This window comes from Dactylosporangium sp. NPDC049742 (genome assembly GCF_040674675.1).
Classification (GTDB): Bacteria; Actinomycetota; Actinomycetes; order Mycobacteriales; family Micromonosporaceae; genus Dactylosporangium; species Dactylosporangium maewongense.
In genome coordinates this window covers 23,978-40,095 of record NZ_JBFANF010000017.1, presented here as the reverse complement: position 1 = coordinate 40,095, position 16,118 = coordinate 23,978, and the positions used below count along the sequence as shown (strand labels likewise).

Below are 16,118 nucleotides of genomic sequence, written 5' to 3'. Positions count from 1 at the left end.
GCGCCGCGGCCACCGGTTGCCGGGCGGCACCGCAGCTAACCGGCGCCGCCCGGCAACGCCGCTACCCGGTGCCGGCCGGTAACCAGGTCGCCTCGGCGACGGCGCGGGTCGCGGCGTCGGTGTAGACCGCCGTCGCCAGCCACGCCTGGGCGAACGCGCTGCCGTCGTCGCCCGACAGCCGGCCGAACGCGTCCCGGGGCCGGGTGCACGCCGCCTCCGTCAACCGGTCGAGCAGCACCGCCCCGGCGTCGAACCTGGCCCGCCGCAGCCTCGTCGCGTCGGACGGTCCCCGCCCCGCCGCGAACGTGTGCACGGTCCGCCCGCCCGACACCGTCCGCTCCACCTGCGCGGCCAACAGCCGGAGCACCGGATCACTGTTGGTGTTCGCGGCAGGTGTACGACCGGCGCCCGCCTCCGGCAGCAGCGGGTGGGACTGGGGAAGGTGACTGCTGTGGAGCCGGTCGAACGCCAGGTCCACGTGCCCGCCCTGGCCCGCGGGCAGGTTCCAGCCGGTGCCGTCGACCGGGGCGACCGCGAGCGGCAGCACCGTCCCCGGCCGCGACGGGTCGGGCCGCGCCACCACGAGCAGCTCGAGACCGGCGGCGCGGCCGAGCAGCCGCAGGTTGTCGCGGTACCCGAGCGCAGGCGAGTCGTCCGCGACCCGCAACGTCAACGCCGTGCCGCCGGATGCCGCCGCGCCGTCGGAGGCCGCTGCGCCGTCGGAGGCCGCTGCGCCGGAGGTCGTCGTGCCGCCGGAGGCCGCCGTGCCGGCCGTGGTCGTGGCGTGCACGGCGTCGCCGTCGGTGCCCTCGATGCGGACCGTCAGGAACACCAGGTCGTCACCGGCCCGGCGGTCCGTCACCGGCTGTCCGAGCGCCGCGAACGCGCGGTGCACCTGCTCGGCGAGCGGCACCGCCCACAGCCCCGCGAGGGGCTCCTCGTGCCAGCCGCACCCGGTCGCCGTCACCGCCCGCACCGACCTGCCCGCACCCAGCTGCCTGGTCGCCGACGCCGTCGCCCCCGACACCACGAGACCCGCCCGGGTCAGCGCCCGGTGGCTCAGCGCGGTCTCCCCGAGCGCGACGGTCGCGTTGCCCGCCTTCGCGGCCCGTTTGGCGTCACCGGGCATCAGGTCGGCGATCATCCAGAGCCCGCCGTCGCGGTCCACGACGTACGTCACGACCCCCGCATACCCCGAGTCGGCGAGCACCGCCGTCGTGCACAGCCCGTGCAACCTGAGGCTGCCCTGCAGGTCGTACGCGCGCCGCGCCGCCCCGAGCAGCCCTCCCGACGGTGCGCCCTCCGACCGCAGGCGTTGCAGGACCCCGATCAGCTCCTGCAACGCGGCCGTCAGGTCACCCAGCCGGAAGTCGGGGTCGCCGGTCCGCGCCGCCTGGAGCAGCGTGGCGACGACCCGCGCGGCGGCCGCCGGCCGGTACACCTTGCACGCCTGCCCCTCGTGCGCCGCCCGCAGCAACGCGGTCCGCGCGACCGTCCCCGACCCGGTGAGCCCGGCGGCGAGCACGTCGACGGCGGCCCGCCACAGGTGCTCGACCGCCGCCCGCTGCTGCACCGTCAACGCCTCACCCGGCTCCTCCACCTCCGGCACGACGGCCGCCTGCGCCGAGACCACCTGCGCCGAGACTGCCTGCGCCGAGACCACCTGCGCCGAGACTGCCTGCGCCGAGACTGCCTGCCCCGCGACCGTCTGCGCCGCGACGGGCTGTTCCGGATCAGTCTGCTCCGCGACCGCCCGCTCCGTGACGGGCTGTTCCCCGGCAGCCTGCGCCGTGACGGGCTGTTCCGCATCGGCGTCGGGCGGTGATACGCCGGCCGGGGCCGGATCTCCTTCCACGTGGGCGGGAGCCAGCGCCAGCACGGCCGCCCGGTGCAGGCAGTTGGGGGCGAGCAGGCAGCTGCACGTCGCCCCGTCCGCCGACCGGACGACCCCGCCGTCGGTGACCAGGGTGACGGCGGTCGAGTCGTCGACGGCGACGGTGAACGTCCCGTCCGCCTCGGTCACCGGCAGCGCCGCGAAGCGGGTCACCGCCTCGTCGACCTTCTTGCGCAGCCTGGCCGGCAGCGCGTCGACCGCCGCCACCAGCACCGCCTCCGCCACCGGCGGCAGTCCGCCGCTCGCCGTGGTCATGCGCGCACCTTCTCCCCGACCCAGCGGGCCAGCTCCAGGGGGCTCAACGCGGCGACCGGCATGCCGCACGCGACCAGCTGCGACGTCACCGACACCGAGTACCGGGGCCGGCCCGCGTCGTCGAGGCTCGCGCAGCCCAGCACGGTCGCCCCCGACTCGACCAGCGAACGCGTCTCCGCGAGCAGCCCGCCGAGCGGGTACCCCTCCTCGAAGTCGCTGACGACCACGACCAGCGTGCGCGACGGCACGGTCACCAGGGACCGCGCGTGCCGCAGCCCGGCCGCGATGTGGGTCCCGCCGCCGACCTGGACCTCGAGCAGCAGCCCCAGCGGGTCGGTGACCCGGTCCGTGAGGTCGACGACCTCGGTCGAGAACGCCACGAAGTGCGTCGTCAACGCCGGCACCCCGGCGAGGATCGCCCCGGTCAGCGCCGACCAGATGACCGACGCCTCCATCGACCCGGACACGTCGACGACGAGGACGAGCCGCCAGTCGACGCCGCGGCGCGCCTTGGTGCGGAACACCGGCCGCTCCGGGATGACCTGCACCCGGCCGTCTTCGTCCCGGCGGGTCGTGGCCAGGTTGGCCCGCAGGGTCCGCGGCAGGTCGAGCGGCCCGCCCGGCCGGCGGGTCGGCCGCGGCGTCGTGATCCCCGCCAGCGCCGGCCGCAGCCGCGTCGCCAGCTGGCGCGTGAGCTCCTCGACGATCCGCGCGACCAGCGGCCGCAGCCGCGCCACCGACGCCTCGGGCATCGCGCCGACCAGCGACAGCACGGTCTGCAGCAGCTCGACCGACGGCGTCACCGCATCGGGGTCGAGCAGCATCGCCGCCTCCCGCCGCCCTGACTCCGCGGCACGGGCGAGGACCTCCTCACGGATGCCCGGCCCGAACAACGCTGTCAGCTCCTCCGCCCACTCCCGCACACCGGGGAACGGCGCCTCCCGCCCCGCCCGCCCGGCGGCATCGGCCCGCGCCCCTTCGCCGGTACCGGCACCGTAGAGCTCGTCGAGCGCGGTGGCGTACCGCGCGGCCCCGGGCCCGAGCGCCTCCGACCGCCGTCCCAGCAACAACCGCCACCGGTCCACTGTGGACAACGTGCGCCCGCTGTGCTCCGCGGCCTGCCCCGTCTCGGTGCTGCCCGAGTCCGCGGACTCCGTGCCCTGCCCCGTTTCGGCGCTGCCGGTCTCCCCGGGCTGCCCCGTTTCGAGGCCGCCGGTCTCCGCGGGCTGCCCCAGTTCGGCGCTGCCGGACTTCGCGGGCTCCGTGGCCGGTGCCGCGGTGGGGACCGTCAGCCCGTACGCGGCGAGCGCTGCCGCTCCGGCCCGGTCGGCGAGCAGCCGTACCAGCAGATCCTCGGCCGACGCGTCGCCGATGTCGCGGGCCGTCCCGGCGTCGCCGAGGCGCTGCTCGACGACGGCCAGGAGCCGGTCCCGCCCCGCGGGGCTGACCGCCTGGAAACCGCCGCGCAACGCCGGCAGCCGGGACAGGAAGTCGTCGTCGGGCAGGGTCTCCACCCGGTCGAGCAGCCCGCCGAGGATCTCCTCACCCGCTTGCAGCAGCGGCTCGGCCGCGGTGAGCAGCCCGCGGAGGTGGCCGAGCAGCTTGCGGCGTCCTTCGTCGGCACGAGCGGCGTCGACCCACGAGGCCAGCCGGACCCCCAGCGCCGATGGCTCCTCGAGGCCGAGCATCACCTGTACCGCACCCGCCGCGGCCGACATGACCGGGCTGCCGTCAGCGACGAGGCGCTCGACCGCGCCGGCGAGCCGCAGCCCGACCCCGGCCGCGTCGGCCCGCTGGGCCAGTGCCACGAGTGCCCGCACGTCGTCGACGGACTCCGAGCCGGTGAGGCCGTCGACCTGGCGTACCGCGGCGGACTCCAGCGACTCGATCACCTGCCCGAGCCCGTCGAGCACGCCGGCGGGCAGGCCCGGGACGTGCCCCCGGTCGAGCCGGTCGACGAGCGCGAGCGCCGCCATCAGCTCGTCCAGGCTCGCCGCGGCCGGGACCTCCGCCGCGACCTCGGCCACCCGCTCCCGCGCGAGCGCGACCAGCCCGCACCCGGCCGCGACCGCCAGCCCGTCGATCAGCTGCGCCGACGTGGGCCCGTTGTCGTCCTGCTCGGTGCGGCGCCGGTGCCGCAGCGTGCCCTCGGCCGCCTGCGCGAGGGTGACGCCCCGCATGCCGGCGAGCTCCAGCATCGCCTCGGTCCCGGGCACCCACTGCACCGTCCACCGGGTCGTCAGCGCGTCGGCGCCGCCGGCCCCTTCGACGGCGACCCGTTCCCCGTACGGCACCCGGCACACCTCGAGCTGCCGCAGCGTCACCTCCCGCCGCCGGTCGAGGTCGGACCGCAGCGAGTCGAGCCGCATGTCCCGCGCCTTCTCACCCGCGACCGGCAGCCGCAGCTCCTTGACGAGCGCCTCCACCGCCGGCCGCAGCCCCGACCGCGGCGTTCCGGGCGCGAGCACCCCCTGGTCGTCGCCGACGAGCACCTGCTCCATCGCCGTCGCGACGACCCGTCCCCGCCCGAGCACCTCCCCGTGCGCGATGACGCTCTGCAGCGCCTCGACGATCTCGCCCCGGCCCGGCGCCGGCAGCGCCCGCAGCCGCGCGAGGTCCGTCGCGAGCCGGAACGCCTCCCGCGCCTCCGCCGGCCCGCTCGGGTGCCCCGCCGCCCGTACCCTGGCGCAGACCTCGACGATCGCGCTCAACGCCGCGTGCTCCACCGCCTCGGGCCGCCCGCCCGCCGCGACGACCGCCTGCTGCCACCGGGGGTCCCGGATCCCGGCCGGGTAGCCGGATCTGGCGTCCAGCAACGAGAACGCGTACGGCACCAGCGACGTGACCACGTCACCCCGCTTCGCCGCCCGGGACACGCCGGTGCCGGCGGCGGCGACGCGGGCGCTCGCGGCGGCCCGGTGCGGCGCCGGATCGTCGACCGCCTTGTCGACGTCGAGCAGCGCCCACGCGTGGAACGACCCGACCACCGCGGCGACCCGGCGTCCTTCGAGCGCCACGAGGTGCCGGCGCATCCACGCTTCGCGCCGCAGGTCGAGTGCCGTGACGTCGTTGCCGGTGTCGTGCCGCATCGCCCACCCGACGAGCAGCGCGGCCCGCCGCACCGCCTCGGGCGCCGCGCCGGGGGACCGGGCCTCGACGACCCGGTCCCACATGTCCTCGTCGGGCCGCCCCGTCGCGGCCCGCCGAAGGGCATCACCGAGGAACCGCATCCCTTCGGGCGCGACAGCGGCGACCACCGGCCGTCCACCAGCGGCCGCCCCGCTCGGAGCCACCCCATCGACGGTCGACCCGTCGGCGGTCGTTCCGTCCGGAGCAGCCCCGCCGAGGGGCGCCCCGCCTGAAGCGGCTCCGTCGAGCGCCGCCCCGCCTGGAGCGGCCTCGTCGAGCGCCGCCCCGTCGAGCGCCGCCCCGTCAGGAGCCGTCCCGCTCGGAGCAGTCGCAGGTGGAGCGGACCCGGGCGAAGGTGGGCCGTCCGAGGCGGGAGCGTCCAGGCCGGGGACCTCGGGGGCAGGGTCGTCGCCCGGGAGGTCCTCGTGCCAGGCGCGGTCGGCGAGGGGCAGGTCGCAGGGGATGACCTCGACGCCGTTGCGGGCCGCCCAGCGCACCGCGACCAGCTCCGGCGAGAAGTCCGCGAACGGGTAGAACGCCGCCGACCCGCTCGGGCCCGCGACCCCGGCCAGGGCGACCGGCGCCGTGGTGGCCGGGTCGGCCAGCCACGGCAGCCAGTCCGCGAACTCCGCCGGCAGCTCCAGCAGCAGCACCTCCGGCCGGGCCGCGTCCAGGAGGTCGTCCATCACGGCGGACAGTGCCGGCGAGTGGTGCCGCACCCCGATGAGGTACGGCGCCGTCGACTCGGCAAGCGCCCGCAACGCCCCGTCCGGAGCGTCACCGTCCGAAAGCCCGTGCTCCGGAATCCCGGCCGCGACGCCCTCGACCGGAAGCCCGCCCTCGACCGGAAGCCCGCCCTCGACCGGAAGCCCGCCCTCGCCCGGAAGCCCGCCCTCGCCCGGAAGCCCGCCGCTGCTCGGAAGGTCAGCGTCGTCGGGATGAAGGTCAGGACTGGAGGACATCGCGGAGCTCCCAGAGCTGGGTCCACAGCCGGGACCCCTCCTCGGCGCGGCGGCGGACGGCGCCGTCCCAGTACCCGAGGAGCTTCGCGCCGTCGGCCGGGTCGTCCTTGCACACGACGCCCTGCAGGTGGGCGGGGAGCAGGGACAGGACGTCGCGGTCGCCCGGGAAGTAGGCGGCGGCGAGGCCCAGGGACGTGGCGACGGCGACCGCCTCGGCGGTGCTCATGACGGTGGAGGGGCGCTCGACCTCCCAGCCCTCCACCGACCGCCCGGCCCGCAGGTCGCGGAACGCGGTGACCAGCGCCTCGAGGACCGCCTCGTCGACGGCGAACGGCGTGCGCACCCGGTCGAGGGCGGCCCTCGCCTGGCGGCCGACGAGCGCGGTCTCCGCGGCCAGGTCGGGGATCGGGCCGACCGTCTCGAAGTTGAAGCGGCGCTTGAGCGCGGCGGACATCTCCGACACGCCGCGGTCGCGGAGGTTCGCGGTCGCGATGAGGGTGAAGCCGGGCGCGGCGTGGATGGTGGCCCCCGCGGTGCCGGACAGCTCGGGCACCGCGATCCGCCGGTCCGACAGGATCGACACCATCGCGTCCTGGACCTCGGGCAGGCAGCGGGTGATCTCCTCGACGCGGGCGACGGCGCCGGCCCGCATCGCGGTGAGGATCGGCGACGGCACGAGCGCCTCGGGGGTGGGGCCGCCGGCGAGGAGCAGCGCGTAGTTCCATCCGTAGCGGAGCTGGTCCTCGGTGGTGCCCGCGGTGCCCTGCACGACCAGCTCGCTGGTGCCGCAGACCGCCGCGGACAGCAGCTCCGACAGCATCGACTTGGCCGTGCCGGGCTCGCCGACGAGCAGCAGCCCGCGCTCGCCGGCGAGGGTGACGACGCAGCGCTCGACGAGCGCCCGGTCGCCGACGAACTTCCGGGTGATCGCCAGCTTCGCGGGCAGCCCGTCGCCGCGGGCGCCCTTGGGCAGCGTGAGCTCTTTGCCGTCGCTGCCGACGATGAACGTGACCACGGCCCGCGGCGTCAGCCGCCAGCCGGGCGGCCGGGCGCCGTCGTCGTGTGCCGCCAGGAACGCCAGCTCGCCCGCGTGCGCGTGCTCGGCCGGGTCGACCTGCCGGACGGGACCTGCACCGAGCCCCGCGGGGGCCCCGGTCTCCAACGTGGTGCTCATCGACGCCCTCTCGTGGTGAGTTCTTCGAAGCGGGGGTGGTCGCCGCCGGTGACCCTGGACCAGGCGACGGTGAACAGGTCCGGCGCCGGGGCGACGGGGATGATGGCGCCCAGGCCGGTGACGTCGTCGCCGTCGCGGATGAAGAGCGGCAGCTTCCACAGCTCGAACGGCAGGTGCGGGCTGGACAACGCGACCCAGCCGCCCGGCAGGAACAGCGACCGCCCGGCCCGCGCCCGCTTGGCCTCCACGACCAGGTCGGTCGCGGCGAGCTCGGCGCGGGCCTTCTTCAGGCGGGCCGGCTTCCAGCCCGTCCAGGCCGCGGCGTTGCGGTCGGTCGGGTCGGGCAGGGCGAGCAGCTGCAGGTAGAGCGTGGCCGCGTCGGCGCCGAGCCCGTGCTTCGCGGCGACCTCGGCGACCAGGTCGGGCGCGGAGCGGGACGGGTCGTGGTCCGCCTCGGCGCCTTCGGTGACGGTCGACGCCGCCGCCGTGGCCCACGCGTCGAGCTGCCCCTTGAGGATCGCGCGCATCGCGACGATGAAGCGCGGCGAGCTGCCGAGCTCGGCGAGCAGGGCGGCGAGCCGCGGGTCGTCGGGGCCGGCGAGCCGGGCCGGCCGCAGCAGGATCCGCGGCCAGTGCCGGTCCTGGACGATCGTGTAGAGGCCGGCGTCGCGGACCGTGCCGTCGGTGGTGACCGGCAGTCCGATCTTGGCGATGAACTCGGTCAGGTCGTCCTCGTAGACGGTGCCGAGCGGCACCTCCAGGGCCGGGTCGGCGAGGCGTTGCTTGACGAGGTCGAGCACCCGGGGCAGGTTGACGCGCAGGGCGTGCCCGGCGGGGAGCCGCCGCACCAGCCACGGGATGCTGCGGGTGACGGCCTTGAGCAGGTCGTCGAGGCTGACCTCGTCGGCGGTGCCCTGCAGCCAGCGGCACGTCTCGGGGTTGGCGAGCCCGTGCACGAACGCCGACGCGCGGACGCCGGAGGTGATCCGGGCCTTGCGCACCTCGACGATGAGCGCGTCGTCGAGCGGGGTCCGGGTGCCGTGCCGGGCCACGTGCCATGCGCCGATCGACTCGACCGACGGCCCGTCGGTCCACAGCAGGGACGGGTCCGAGGGCAGCATCGCCATGGCGAGCGTGCGGCGCTCGGCGCGGGAGAGGGCGTCGCGGTCGCTGACGGCACCCTCCATCGCGTCGTCGGTCAGGGCCGGGTCGATCTCCCACTCGGCCGGCTGGTCCTCCTGCCAGTACTTGGCCGAGATCGGGTCGGCGAGCAGGACCGCCGCGTCGGCGAGGGTGATGCCGGCCGCCGCGGACACCGCCGGGACGAGCTCGGGACGCCACGGCAGCCGGCCGCGCTCCCGGGCCGTCGCGACGAACGCGGTGAGCCGCTCGGTGTCCCAGCCGCCCGGGTCGAGCACGTGCTCGGCGGTGATGGCGTGGCCGGCGACCGCGCCGAACCGGCCGCCGGGGGAGTACTCGACCGCCTGGACCTCGCCGTCGGAGGTGTCGGTGCGCAGCACGACCAGCCGCCGGTCGCCGGCGTCGATGACGTCGCCGACCTTCGGCATCGCGGCCCGGTCGTCGGCCTTCAGCCAGAGCCGTCGCAGCCGCCCGCCGGGTGCGAGCAGCCCCGACTCGGCGATCACGTCGAGCAGGCCGAGCAGGTGGGTGTGGCGCTCGGCGGAGATCAGCGGCGCCACGGCACGGTACAGCACGGCCGGCAGTGCCCCGACGACGTAGAACCAGTCGAGGTCGGCCTGCTGCGCGATCGGTGCGATCGGCCGCTGCGGCTCCCGGCCGACGAGCACGGCGCCGACGTTGCTGTACAGGTTGGCCGCGACGTGGCTGTAGTCGTAGCAGCTGGGGATCAGGCCATGCAGCGCCGAGTTGAGCGTGCGGTCGTCGGGCAGGTGGGCGTCGGGGTCCTCCTGCACCACCTGGCCGGCGATCGCCGCGGTCGCGGTCGTCAGCTCGACGAGCCGTGCCGTGGAGCGGGCCGCCTGCTTGACGATCCCGGCGATCCCGGCGACGAGCTGCGCCGCGCCCACCTCGGGGAAGGCCTCACCGACGAGCTTGCGCGCCGCGTCGGCGTCGACCTTCGCGTCGGGACCGACGAGGTCTACGACGGCGGCGAGGAGCCGCGCCGCCTGCTCGTCGGTGACGGCACGCAGCGCCGCCGAGCCGGCCTCGTCGCGGACCCGCAGGTAGTGCCAGTAGGTCGGCGGGGGCATCAGGCGGGTGCCCTCCCGGAACGGGTCCTGCTTCAGGTTGGTCTTCAGGGTGGCGATCTCCGCGCCGTCCTGGGTGCAGAGCACGATCCTGTTGTCCCGCCACGACTCCTGGTACACCATGCCGTAGACGGTGTCGGAGCCCGGGAACCGGATCGCGCCGATCTGCCGGCCGTGCCGCCGGTTGCCCCGCTCGAACTTCTCGGGCAGCGTGAACGTGCGGCCGTCGACGCCCGTGCCGACCTCCGTGCCGGAATCGGTGGTGCGCACGCGCCAGCCGACGAGGCCGTCGCGCTGCCCGAGCGGGCTGGACGCGGCCTGCGGCGGCGCCGGCATCAGCCGGGACCGGCCGTGCTGGAGCGACTGGCCGTCGACGGCGCCGGCCTCGAAGAACGCCGGCAGCGACGGCCGGCCGACGGCGCCGGTGGCCGGGTCGAACTCGTGCCAGCGCCAGCTCTCGTCGGCGACCTGGGCGAGCGTCCAGTAGTGCTGGCCGTCGCCGCAGATACCCGACCGCTCCTGCGCGGACCGGTCGCCGACGCGCAACGGCCGGCCACCGGCGGTGCGGCCGCCGCCGGGCAGGGCGAGCGACAGGTACGTGTTGGCGTTGAACGCCTCGTCGGGCGTGGTGAACACGTCGTCGGCGGTGCCGCTCCAGTAGCCGGCGCGCTCCTCGCCCTTGTCCCAGCTGACCAGCAGCTGACCGTCGACGAAGCGCAGGACCGTGCTCCAGTCGTAGTGCCGCTGGTCGGTGGGGATGCGCAGCGTGTGCTCCAGCTCGACGCCGTCGGGGCCGACGACGGCGACCTGGTCACCGGCGCGGACCACCAGCTGCGGCCACTGGCGCAGCAGGCGCACCTTCGCGTCGTACGTGTCGTCGTCGGACTCGATCGCGCTGTCGCCGATCAGCGACTCGACGGCGGCCTCCAGGGCGGGCCAGCCGTACTCGTCGAAGACCCCGGCGCGCAGCGTGGCGGCGAGGACGGGGCCGAGGTCGTGCTCGGTGATGCGGCGCACCGCCTCCGGGTTGACCGCGAGACCTTCCGGGCAGGCGACGAGCGAGAGCCGCTTGAGCTGGTCGTCGATGCCGGGCAGGCCCTGCTCGACGACGCTGTCGGCGAGCCCGTCCATCCACCAGTGCAGCGCGGTGCGCAGCCCCGGCACCGCCACGACCGCCGCGACCTCCTCGGGCTGCGTGGCGCTGCTGCGCCAGCTCGGGCGCAGGTGGTCCTCGATGCTGGCCGCGACCTTCGGCAGCAGGTCGGGGTGCGCGACGACGTGGGTGAGGTCGCGGCGGCCCGCGGCGTCGTCCTTGAGCCACTGCTCGACGGCGCAGCGGGCGTTGGCGGTGACCTCGCCGAGCGGCACCCCGAGCTCCAGGCACAGGTCGGCGACGTCGAGGTCGACATAGTGCGAGGAGAGCAGGTCGACCGGCGCGCCGTCGGCCTTGAGCCGCTCCGCCATCCGGGTCACGAGCGCGGCCTGCGCCGCCAGCCGCTTGCGCCGCCAGCCGGAGCGGTGCCGGTCGAGCCGGGTCAGCCAGCCGGCCGGACCGTCGGCGGGCTCGGCCTCGGCCGGCGCGCTGCCGGCGGGGCCGGTGAGCGCCTCGGTCGCGCCGGACTCGTCGAGGATCTCCAGCCAGGTCTCGTCGGGGCAGTTGCCGGGGAACATCGTCAGCAGCTGGCCGCGGACCGCGGGGTCCTGCCGGGCGATGGAGACGAGCGTCGCGCGGTACGCCGTCCAGAAGCCGCCGGGCGCGCGGACGATCGACGTGGCGGTGAGCAGGATCCGTAGCAGCGCCTCCTCCTCGTCCTGGCCGAGCTTCGCCGCCTTCGCGAGGCGCCGCAGGTCGGTGTGCATCGACGCGTAGGGCGGCATGCCGCCGAGGGTCCGCTCCACGCACAGGCGGCGGAAGCGCTCATACGCCGTCGCCGCGTCGGCGCGCGCCGCGAGGTCGCGGGCATAGGCCGACAGGGCCTTCGCGGTCAGCGCGCCGGCGAGCGCGAACTCCAGGAAGACCGTGTGCTGCCGGTCCTCGTCGATCTTCAGCGCGAACGCCCGCTCGGCGTCGCGGGCCTTGCCGAACATCGACGCCGCATAGGTGGGGCTGTCGGCGGCGAGGAACGCCCGCGCGGCCTCCTCGTAGAACGTCGGCAGGAAGTGCGGCACCGAGCGGGCGAGACGGTCGCCGAGCTCGACGAAGCCGTCGCGGGCCGGGCCGATCCGCGACTTCGCGATCCGCACGAGCCGCTCGATGTCCTTCACGAGGGCCAGGGCGTGGTGCCCGTTGGCGGGGTCGTTGACGAGCGCCCACGCGGGGAACCCGAGCGCCTGCTGGCGCACGACGCCGACCTCGGCGACGGACTCGGGCGCGGCGAACCCGAGGAACTCCATGGTCAGGTCCTCGGCCGCGCCGAGCGTGCCCGGGACCAGCCGCACCACGGTCCGGTCGCCGAGCACGGGGTGCCGGTAGGCCCGGGTGGTGAGCGTGTCGATCGTGTCCTGCGCCGCGCCCGCCGCGGAGGGCAGCACCGCGCCGGCGTCCAGCAGAGCCTCGTCGGTCATGCCGTCACCTCCGCTTCGCTCCGGCGCCGGCCTGACCCAACACTGCGTCCATGATTCGCGGCTCCTCCGCTGCGCTCCGGCCCGCTCATGCCTGCTCCTCTTCCTTGGTCTCCTCGACGACCCGGCCCGCGTACAGCGCCGCGGCCATGCGCATGCCCTCGGACCAGGCGACCGGCCCGACCTCACCGAGCGGCACCGACGTGCCGTCCTCCCGGACGAACACCAGGTCGCCGGTCTCGGTCTCGTAGTAGGGGTCGTCGGAGCCGACCCAGCTGCGCGCCTCCACCGTGCGCCCGCCCTCGAACACGCGGCAGATCGCGGAGCCGCCCTTCACCGGATAGCCCAGCGAGGAGGACCGCGCCGTCAGGTGCCGCAGCTCGGCGAACTTCCCGCCGGCATAGTCGGAGACCCGGGTCGCGGTCGGCTCGACGTCGGCGCCGCGCTGCCACGTCTGGCGGAACAGCTGGTCGACCGACTGCTTCACGCCCAGGTCGGCGGCGAACTCGCGCAGGTCGTCGAGGTCGGCGAGGGTCACCGGGTGGGGGATCGCGACCCGCGTCGCGGGCAGGCGCACCGTCTCACCGTCGAGGTTGACGATGCCGATCGTGCCGTCGCCACCTGACGCGCCGCCGGACGCGTCGCGCAGGAAGCCGACCTCATCGGGGTCGAAGGCGCCGTCGTCGTCGAGGACGGCGACGACGAGGTCGGTCAGCGCGGCCCGCCACACCTCGTCGGCCCAGACCCGCGCCAGCACCTCGGCGGGCACAGGCAGTGACCGGACCATCCACCGGTCGACCTGCTCGCGCACCTGCGCCTCGTGCCGGCCGAGCCACTCCTGCAGCTGCTTGAGCCCGAACACGACGGCGTCGTCCTTCAGCGCCGGCGGAACGGATTTGAGCAGCTTGCCCTTGGCATTGCGGCACGCTATGCGCCCGCCATCGAGGGTGACCTCATAGCCACCGCCGGCGGTCAGCCACGTCATGCGATCCCTGCCTCATCGGGGTCCGAATGTCCCTGCGTCATCTTGACCCCCGGCACGTTAGTCACCGGGTGCGACATTTTTTGCGTCCGTGGGACCGGCCGGTGACCGGGAATGACCGGGACGTCCGGATAGATACCTGAAAGTTCCTCCCAAAGGTCCACAGTGGACGAACGAAAAGCGTGTAGATTTCGCCGGGAGCCACCGGCCGAACAAGTTCTGTCAAGAGCTGACAAATACCGAAGCTGCATACCGGTTTGGGGCGATAGTTTCAGTAAGTCCTTGACAGAACACGCGAGTCCTATGAGGATTCCGCCGTGGTGGCCCAGCGCATCGACCCTCACACCCTCTGGCACCCCGACACCGGCGGCGCCGGCCGGAGGGTGGCCGAGACGCTGCGCCTGTACGGGCCACGCACCCGCGCGGAGCTCGTCCACCTCAGCGGCCTGTCCCGCCCGACGGTCTCCTCGGCCCTCGCCGACCTCGGCGGCGCCGACCTCGTCAGCGAGCAGGTGGGTGCCGCGGCCAAGCCCGTCGGCGGCCGGCCGGCCTCCGTGGTGCGGCTGACCCGCCGGGCCGGGATCGCGGTCGGCGTCGACGTCGGCCGCCGGCACGTCCGGGTCGCGCTCGCCGACCTCGGCCACGCCGTGCTCACCGAGCGGCAGTCCCGCACCGACTTCGACATCGACGACCGGCCCCGCGAGGCGCTCGACCTCGGCACCACGCTCGTCGACGCGGCCCTCGACGGCATCGGCGCCACCCGGGCCGACGTGGTGGGCGTCGGGCTCGGGGTGCCGGCGCCGATCACCCGCGACTGGCGTATAGGGTCCCCCGGCATGCTGCCGGGATGGGCGGACGTGCTGCCCGCCGACGAGCTCACCGATCGCCTTTCGCTGCCGGTACGGGTGGACAACGACGCCAATCTCGCCGCGCTCGGCGAATACGTCTGGGGCGCCGGCCGTGGCTGCGCCGACCTCGTCTACGTCAAGCTCGCCACCGGCATCGGCGCGGGCATCGTGCTGGACGGCCGGCTCTACCGGGGCGCCGCCGGGACCGCCGGGGAGCTCGGCCACGTGACCCTCGACGCCCGCGGGCCGGTCTGCCGGTGCGGCAACCGCGGCTGCGTCGAGCTGTCCGTCGGCGGGCGGGCGCTGCTCAGCCACGCCCGGCTGTCGCACCCCGAGCTGACCGACCTCGCCGGGCTCATCGCGCTCGCACAGGCCGGCGACCCCGGTTGCCGCAGGCTCCTCGCCGACGCCGGCACCCAGCTCGGGTACGCGCTGGGCAACCTCGTCAACCTCATCAACCCGCAGCGGGTCCTGCTCGGCGACGAGCTCGGCGCGGCGACCGACATCCTGCGCGAGCCGCTCCAGCGCGGCCTGGCCGAGACCGCGTTCACGGCCGCCGCGGCGTCGGTCGAGGTCGCCCAGAGTGCGCTGTCGTTGCGGGCCGCCGCCCTCGGCGGGGTCGCGCTCGCCCTGGGCGTCGACACCGTCCCCTTCGCCGCGGCAGCCCCCGCCCTCTGAAAAGTCCGACGCCCTCTGAAAAGTCCGACAAGCCCGACGCGGCTGACGAAAGCCGACAACGCCGCGCCGTCAAGCAGGAAACCGTCGCAGCCGAAGGCAAGTGATCCAAAGCACGAAGCCGCCTCCGGAAACCTTCTTTAGCGGTAACGTCCAAGCTCGTGGTAACGAGCACACTGGCCGACGCCCCTGTCAGCAAGGCCCCCAAGGTCCTGGTGCCGCTCGGCGTGATGTTCCTGTTCGTGGGCCTGTCCACGTCGATCGTCGGCCCGTTCGTGTCGCTGTTCCTCAGCACCGCCGTCAAGGCCGACCCGGTGCACGTCGCAGCCTTCCTCGTCGCCGGCCCGGTGTCGATGGTCGTGTCCTCGACGGTCATCGGCCGCCTCTCGGACAGGAAGGCCGTGCGGCGGCAGGTCCTCGCCGTCGCGGCCGCCGCCGGCGGGGTCAGCGCCACCGCCACCGCGTTCGTCCGCGACTACTGGGTGCTGCTCGCGCTGACGTTGACGGTGACCGCGATCAGCGGCTCGCTCTTCCCGCAGGCGTTCGCCTACGCCCGGGAGGCCCTGGAGCAGCGCGGCTCCACCCGTGCCGCGATGACGATCAGCACGCTGCGGATGCTGTTCTCGATCGCGTGGGTCGCCGGCCCGCCCGCCGCCGCGTTCCTCGTCGAGCTCGGCGGCTTCCGCGTCCTGTACCTGAGCGCGGCCACCATGTACGCCGCCGCCGTCCTCGTCGCCGTGTTCGTGCTGGGCGACGTCGCGCCGACGCCGAAACCGCAACGCGAGGCGCCGGAGCACGCGCCGTCCAGGGTGCTGCAGGTCGTCGCCGCGCTCACCCTGGTGCAGGCCGCCGGCGTGCTCGGGGTCCAGGCGCTGCCGCTGTTCCTCAGCCACGACCTGCGCGGCTCGGTGCGCGACGCCGGCCTCGTCCTCGGGCTGTGCGCGGCGCTGGAGATCCCGCTGATGCTCGGGTTCGGCGCGCTGTCGACGAGGTGGCCGCTGCGCCGCCTGGTCGTCATCGGCGCCGGCCTCGGCGTGCTCTACTACGTGCTCGTCACGGCGTCCGTGCACACCTGGCAGGTCGCCGCCGCCCAGCTGGTCAACGCCAGCTTCATCGCCGCCGTGCAGGGCCTCGGCATCTCGTACGTGCAGGAGATGCTGCCCGGCGAGCCCGGCCGCGCCGCGACCCTCGCCGGCAACGCCTACCCGGTCGCCGCGATCCTCGTCGGCCCCCTGTTCGGCCTCGCCCAGCACTTCGGCTACCGCTACGCCTACGCCGCCGCCGCGACCCTCTGCCTCACCGGCGCCGTGCTGCTCCTGACGGCCCACCGCAAGCCGCACGCCGACCGCAGACCGAAACCCGCCGAACCACTGCCGACACCCGGACAAGCCTGACGGCACACTGGACGT

The 16,118-nt window shown here is 75.2% G+C and carries 7 protein-coding genes; 2 read left to right on the top strand and 5 right to left on the bottom strand.

Annotated features, from left to right (window positions below; all coding sequences use genetic code 11):
• Positions 1 to 61: 61 nt before the first annotated feature.
• From AB0J72_RS22115 to AB0J72_RS22095, 5 genes are all read right to left on the bottom strand, one after another.
• Positions 62 to 2,149 (bottom strand): hypothetical protein, encoded by a 2,088-nt coding sequence (locus tag AB0J72_RS22115; RefSeq protein ID WP_363401493.1) that lies wholly within the window; start codon positions 2,147 to 2,149, stop codon positions 62 to 64.
• The gene (locus AB0J72_RS22110; RefSeq protein WP_363401491.1) at positions 2,146 to 6,240 is read right to left on the bottom strand and encodes a DUF5682 family protein; all 4,095 of its coding nucleotides are present in this window, start codon (positions 6,238 to 6,240) and stop codon (positions 2,146 to 2,148) included. The genes AB0J72_RS22115 and AB0J72_RS22110 overlap by 4 nt, the downstream gene beginning before the upstream one ends.
• Positions 6,224 to 7,414 (bottom strand): AAA family ATPase, encoded by a 1,191-nt coding sequence (locus tag AB0J72_RS22105; protein ID WP_363401489.1) that lies wholly within the window; start codon positions 7,412 to 7,414, stop codon positions 6,224 to 6,226. The genes AB0J72_RS22110 and AB0J72_RS22105 overlap by 17 nt, the downstream gene beginning before the upstream one ends.
• Complete coding sequence (locus AB0J72_RS22100) at positions 7,411 to 12,207, bottom strand: hypothetical protein (RefSeq protein WP_363401487.1); 4,797 nt, start codon at positions 12,205 to 12,207, stop codon at positions 7,411 to 7,413. The genes AB0J72_RS22105 and AB0J72_RS22100 overlap by 4 nt, the downstream gene beginning before the upstream one ends.
• A gap of 85 nt (positions 12,208 to 12,292) precedes the next feature.
• A complete protein-coding gene (locus tag AB0J72_RS22095; RefSeq protein ID WP_363401485.1) occupies positions 12,293 to 13,189 on the bottom strand; it encodes a DUF4132 domain-containing protein in 897 nt (298 codons plus the stop codon).
• 314 nt (positions 13,190 to 13,503) lie between these two features.
• On the opposite strand from AB0J72_RS22095, the gene AB0J72_RS22090 reads away from it, so the two are divergent.
• On the top strand, positions 13,504 to 14,712 hold the full coding sequence (locus AB0J72_RS22090) for an ROK family protein (RefSeq protein ID WP_344504613.1): 1,209 nt from the start codon (positions 13,504 to 13,506) through the stop codon (positions 14,710 to 14,712).
• Between the two features lie 158 nt (positions 14,713 to 14,870).
• Entirely contained in the window at positions 14,871 to 16,103 is a 1,233-nt protein-coding gene (locus AB0J72_RS22085) for a sugar efflux transporter (protein ID WP_363401483.1), read from the top strand.
• Positions 16,104 to 16,118: the final 15 nt, after the last annotated feature.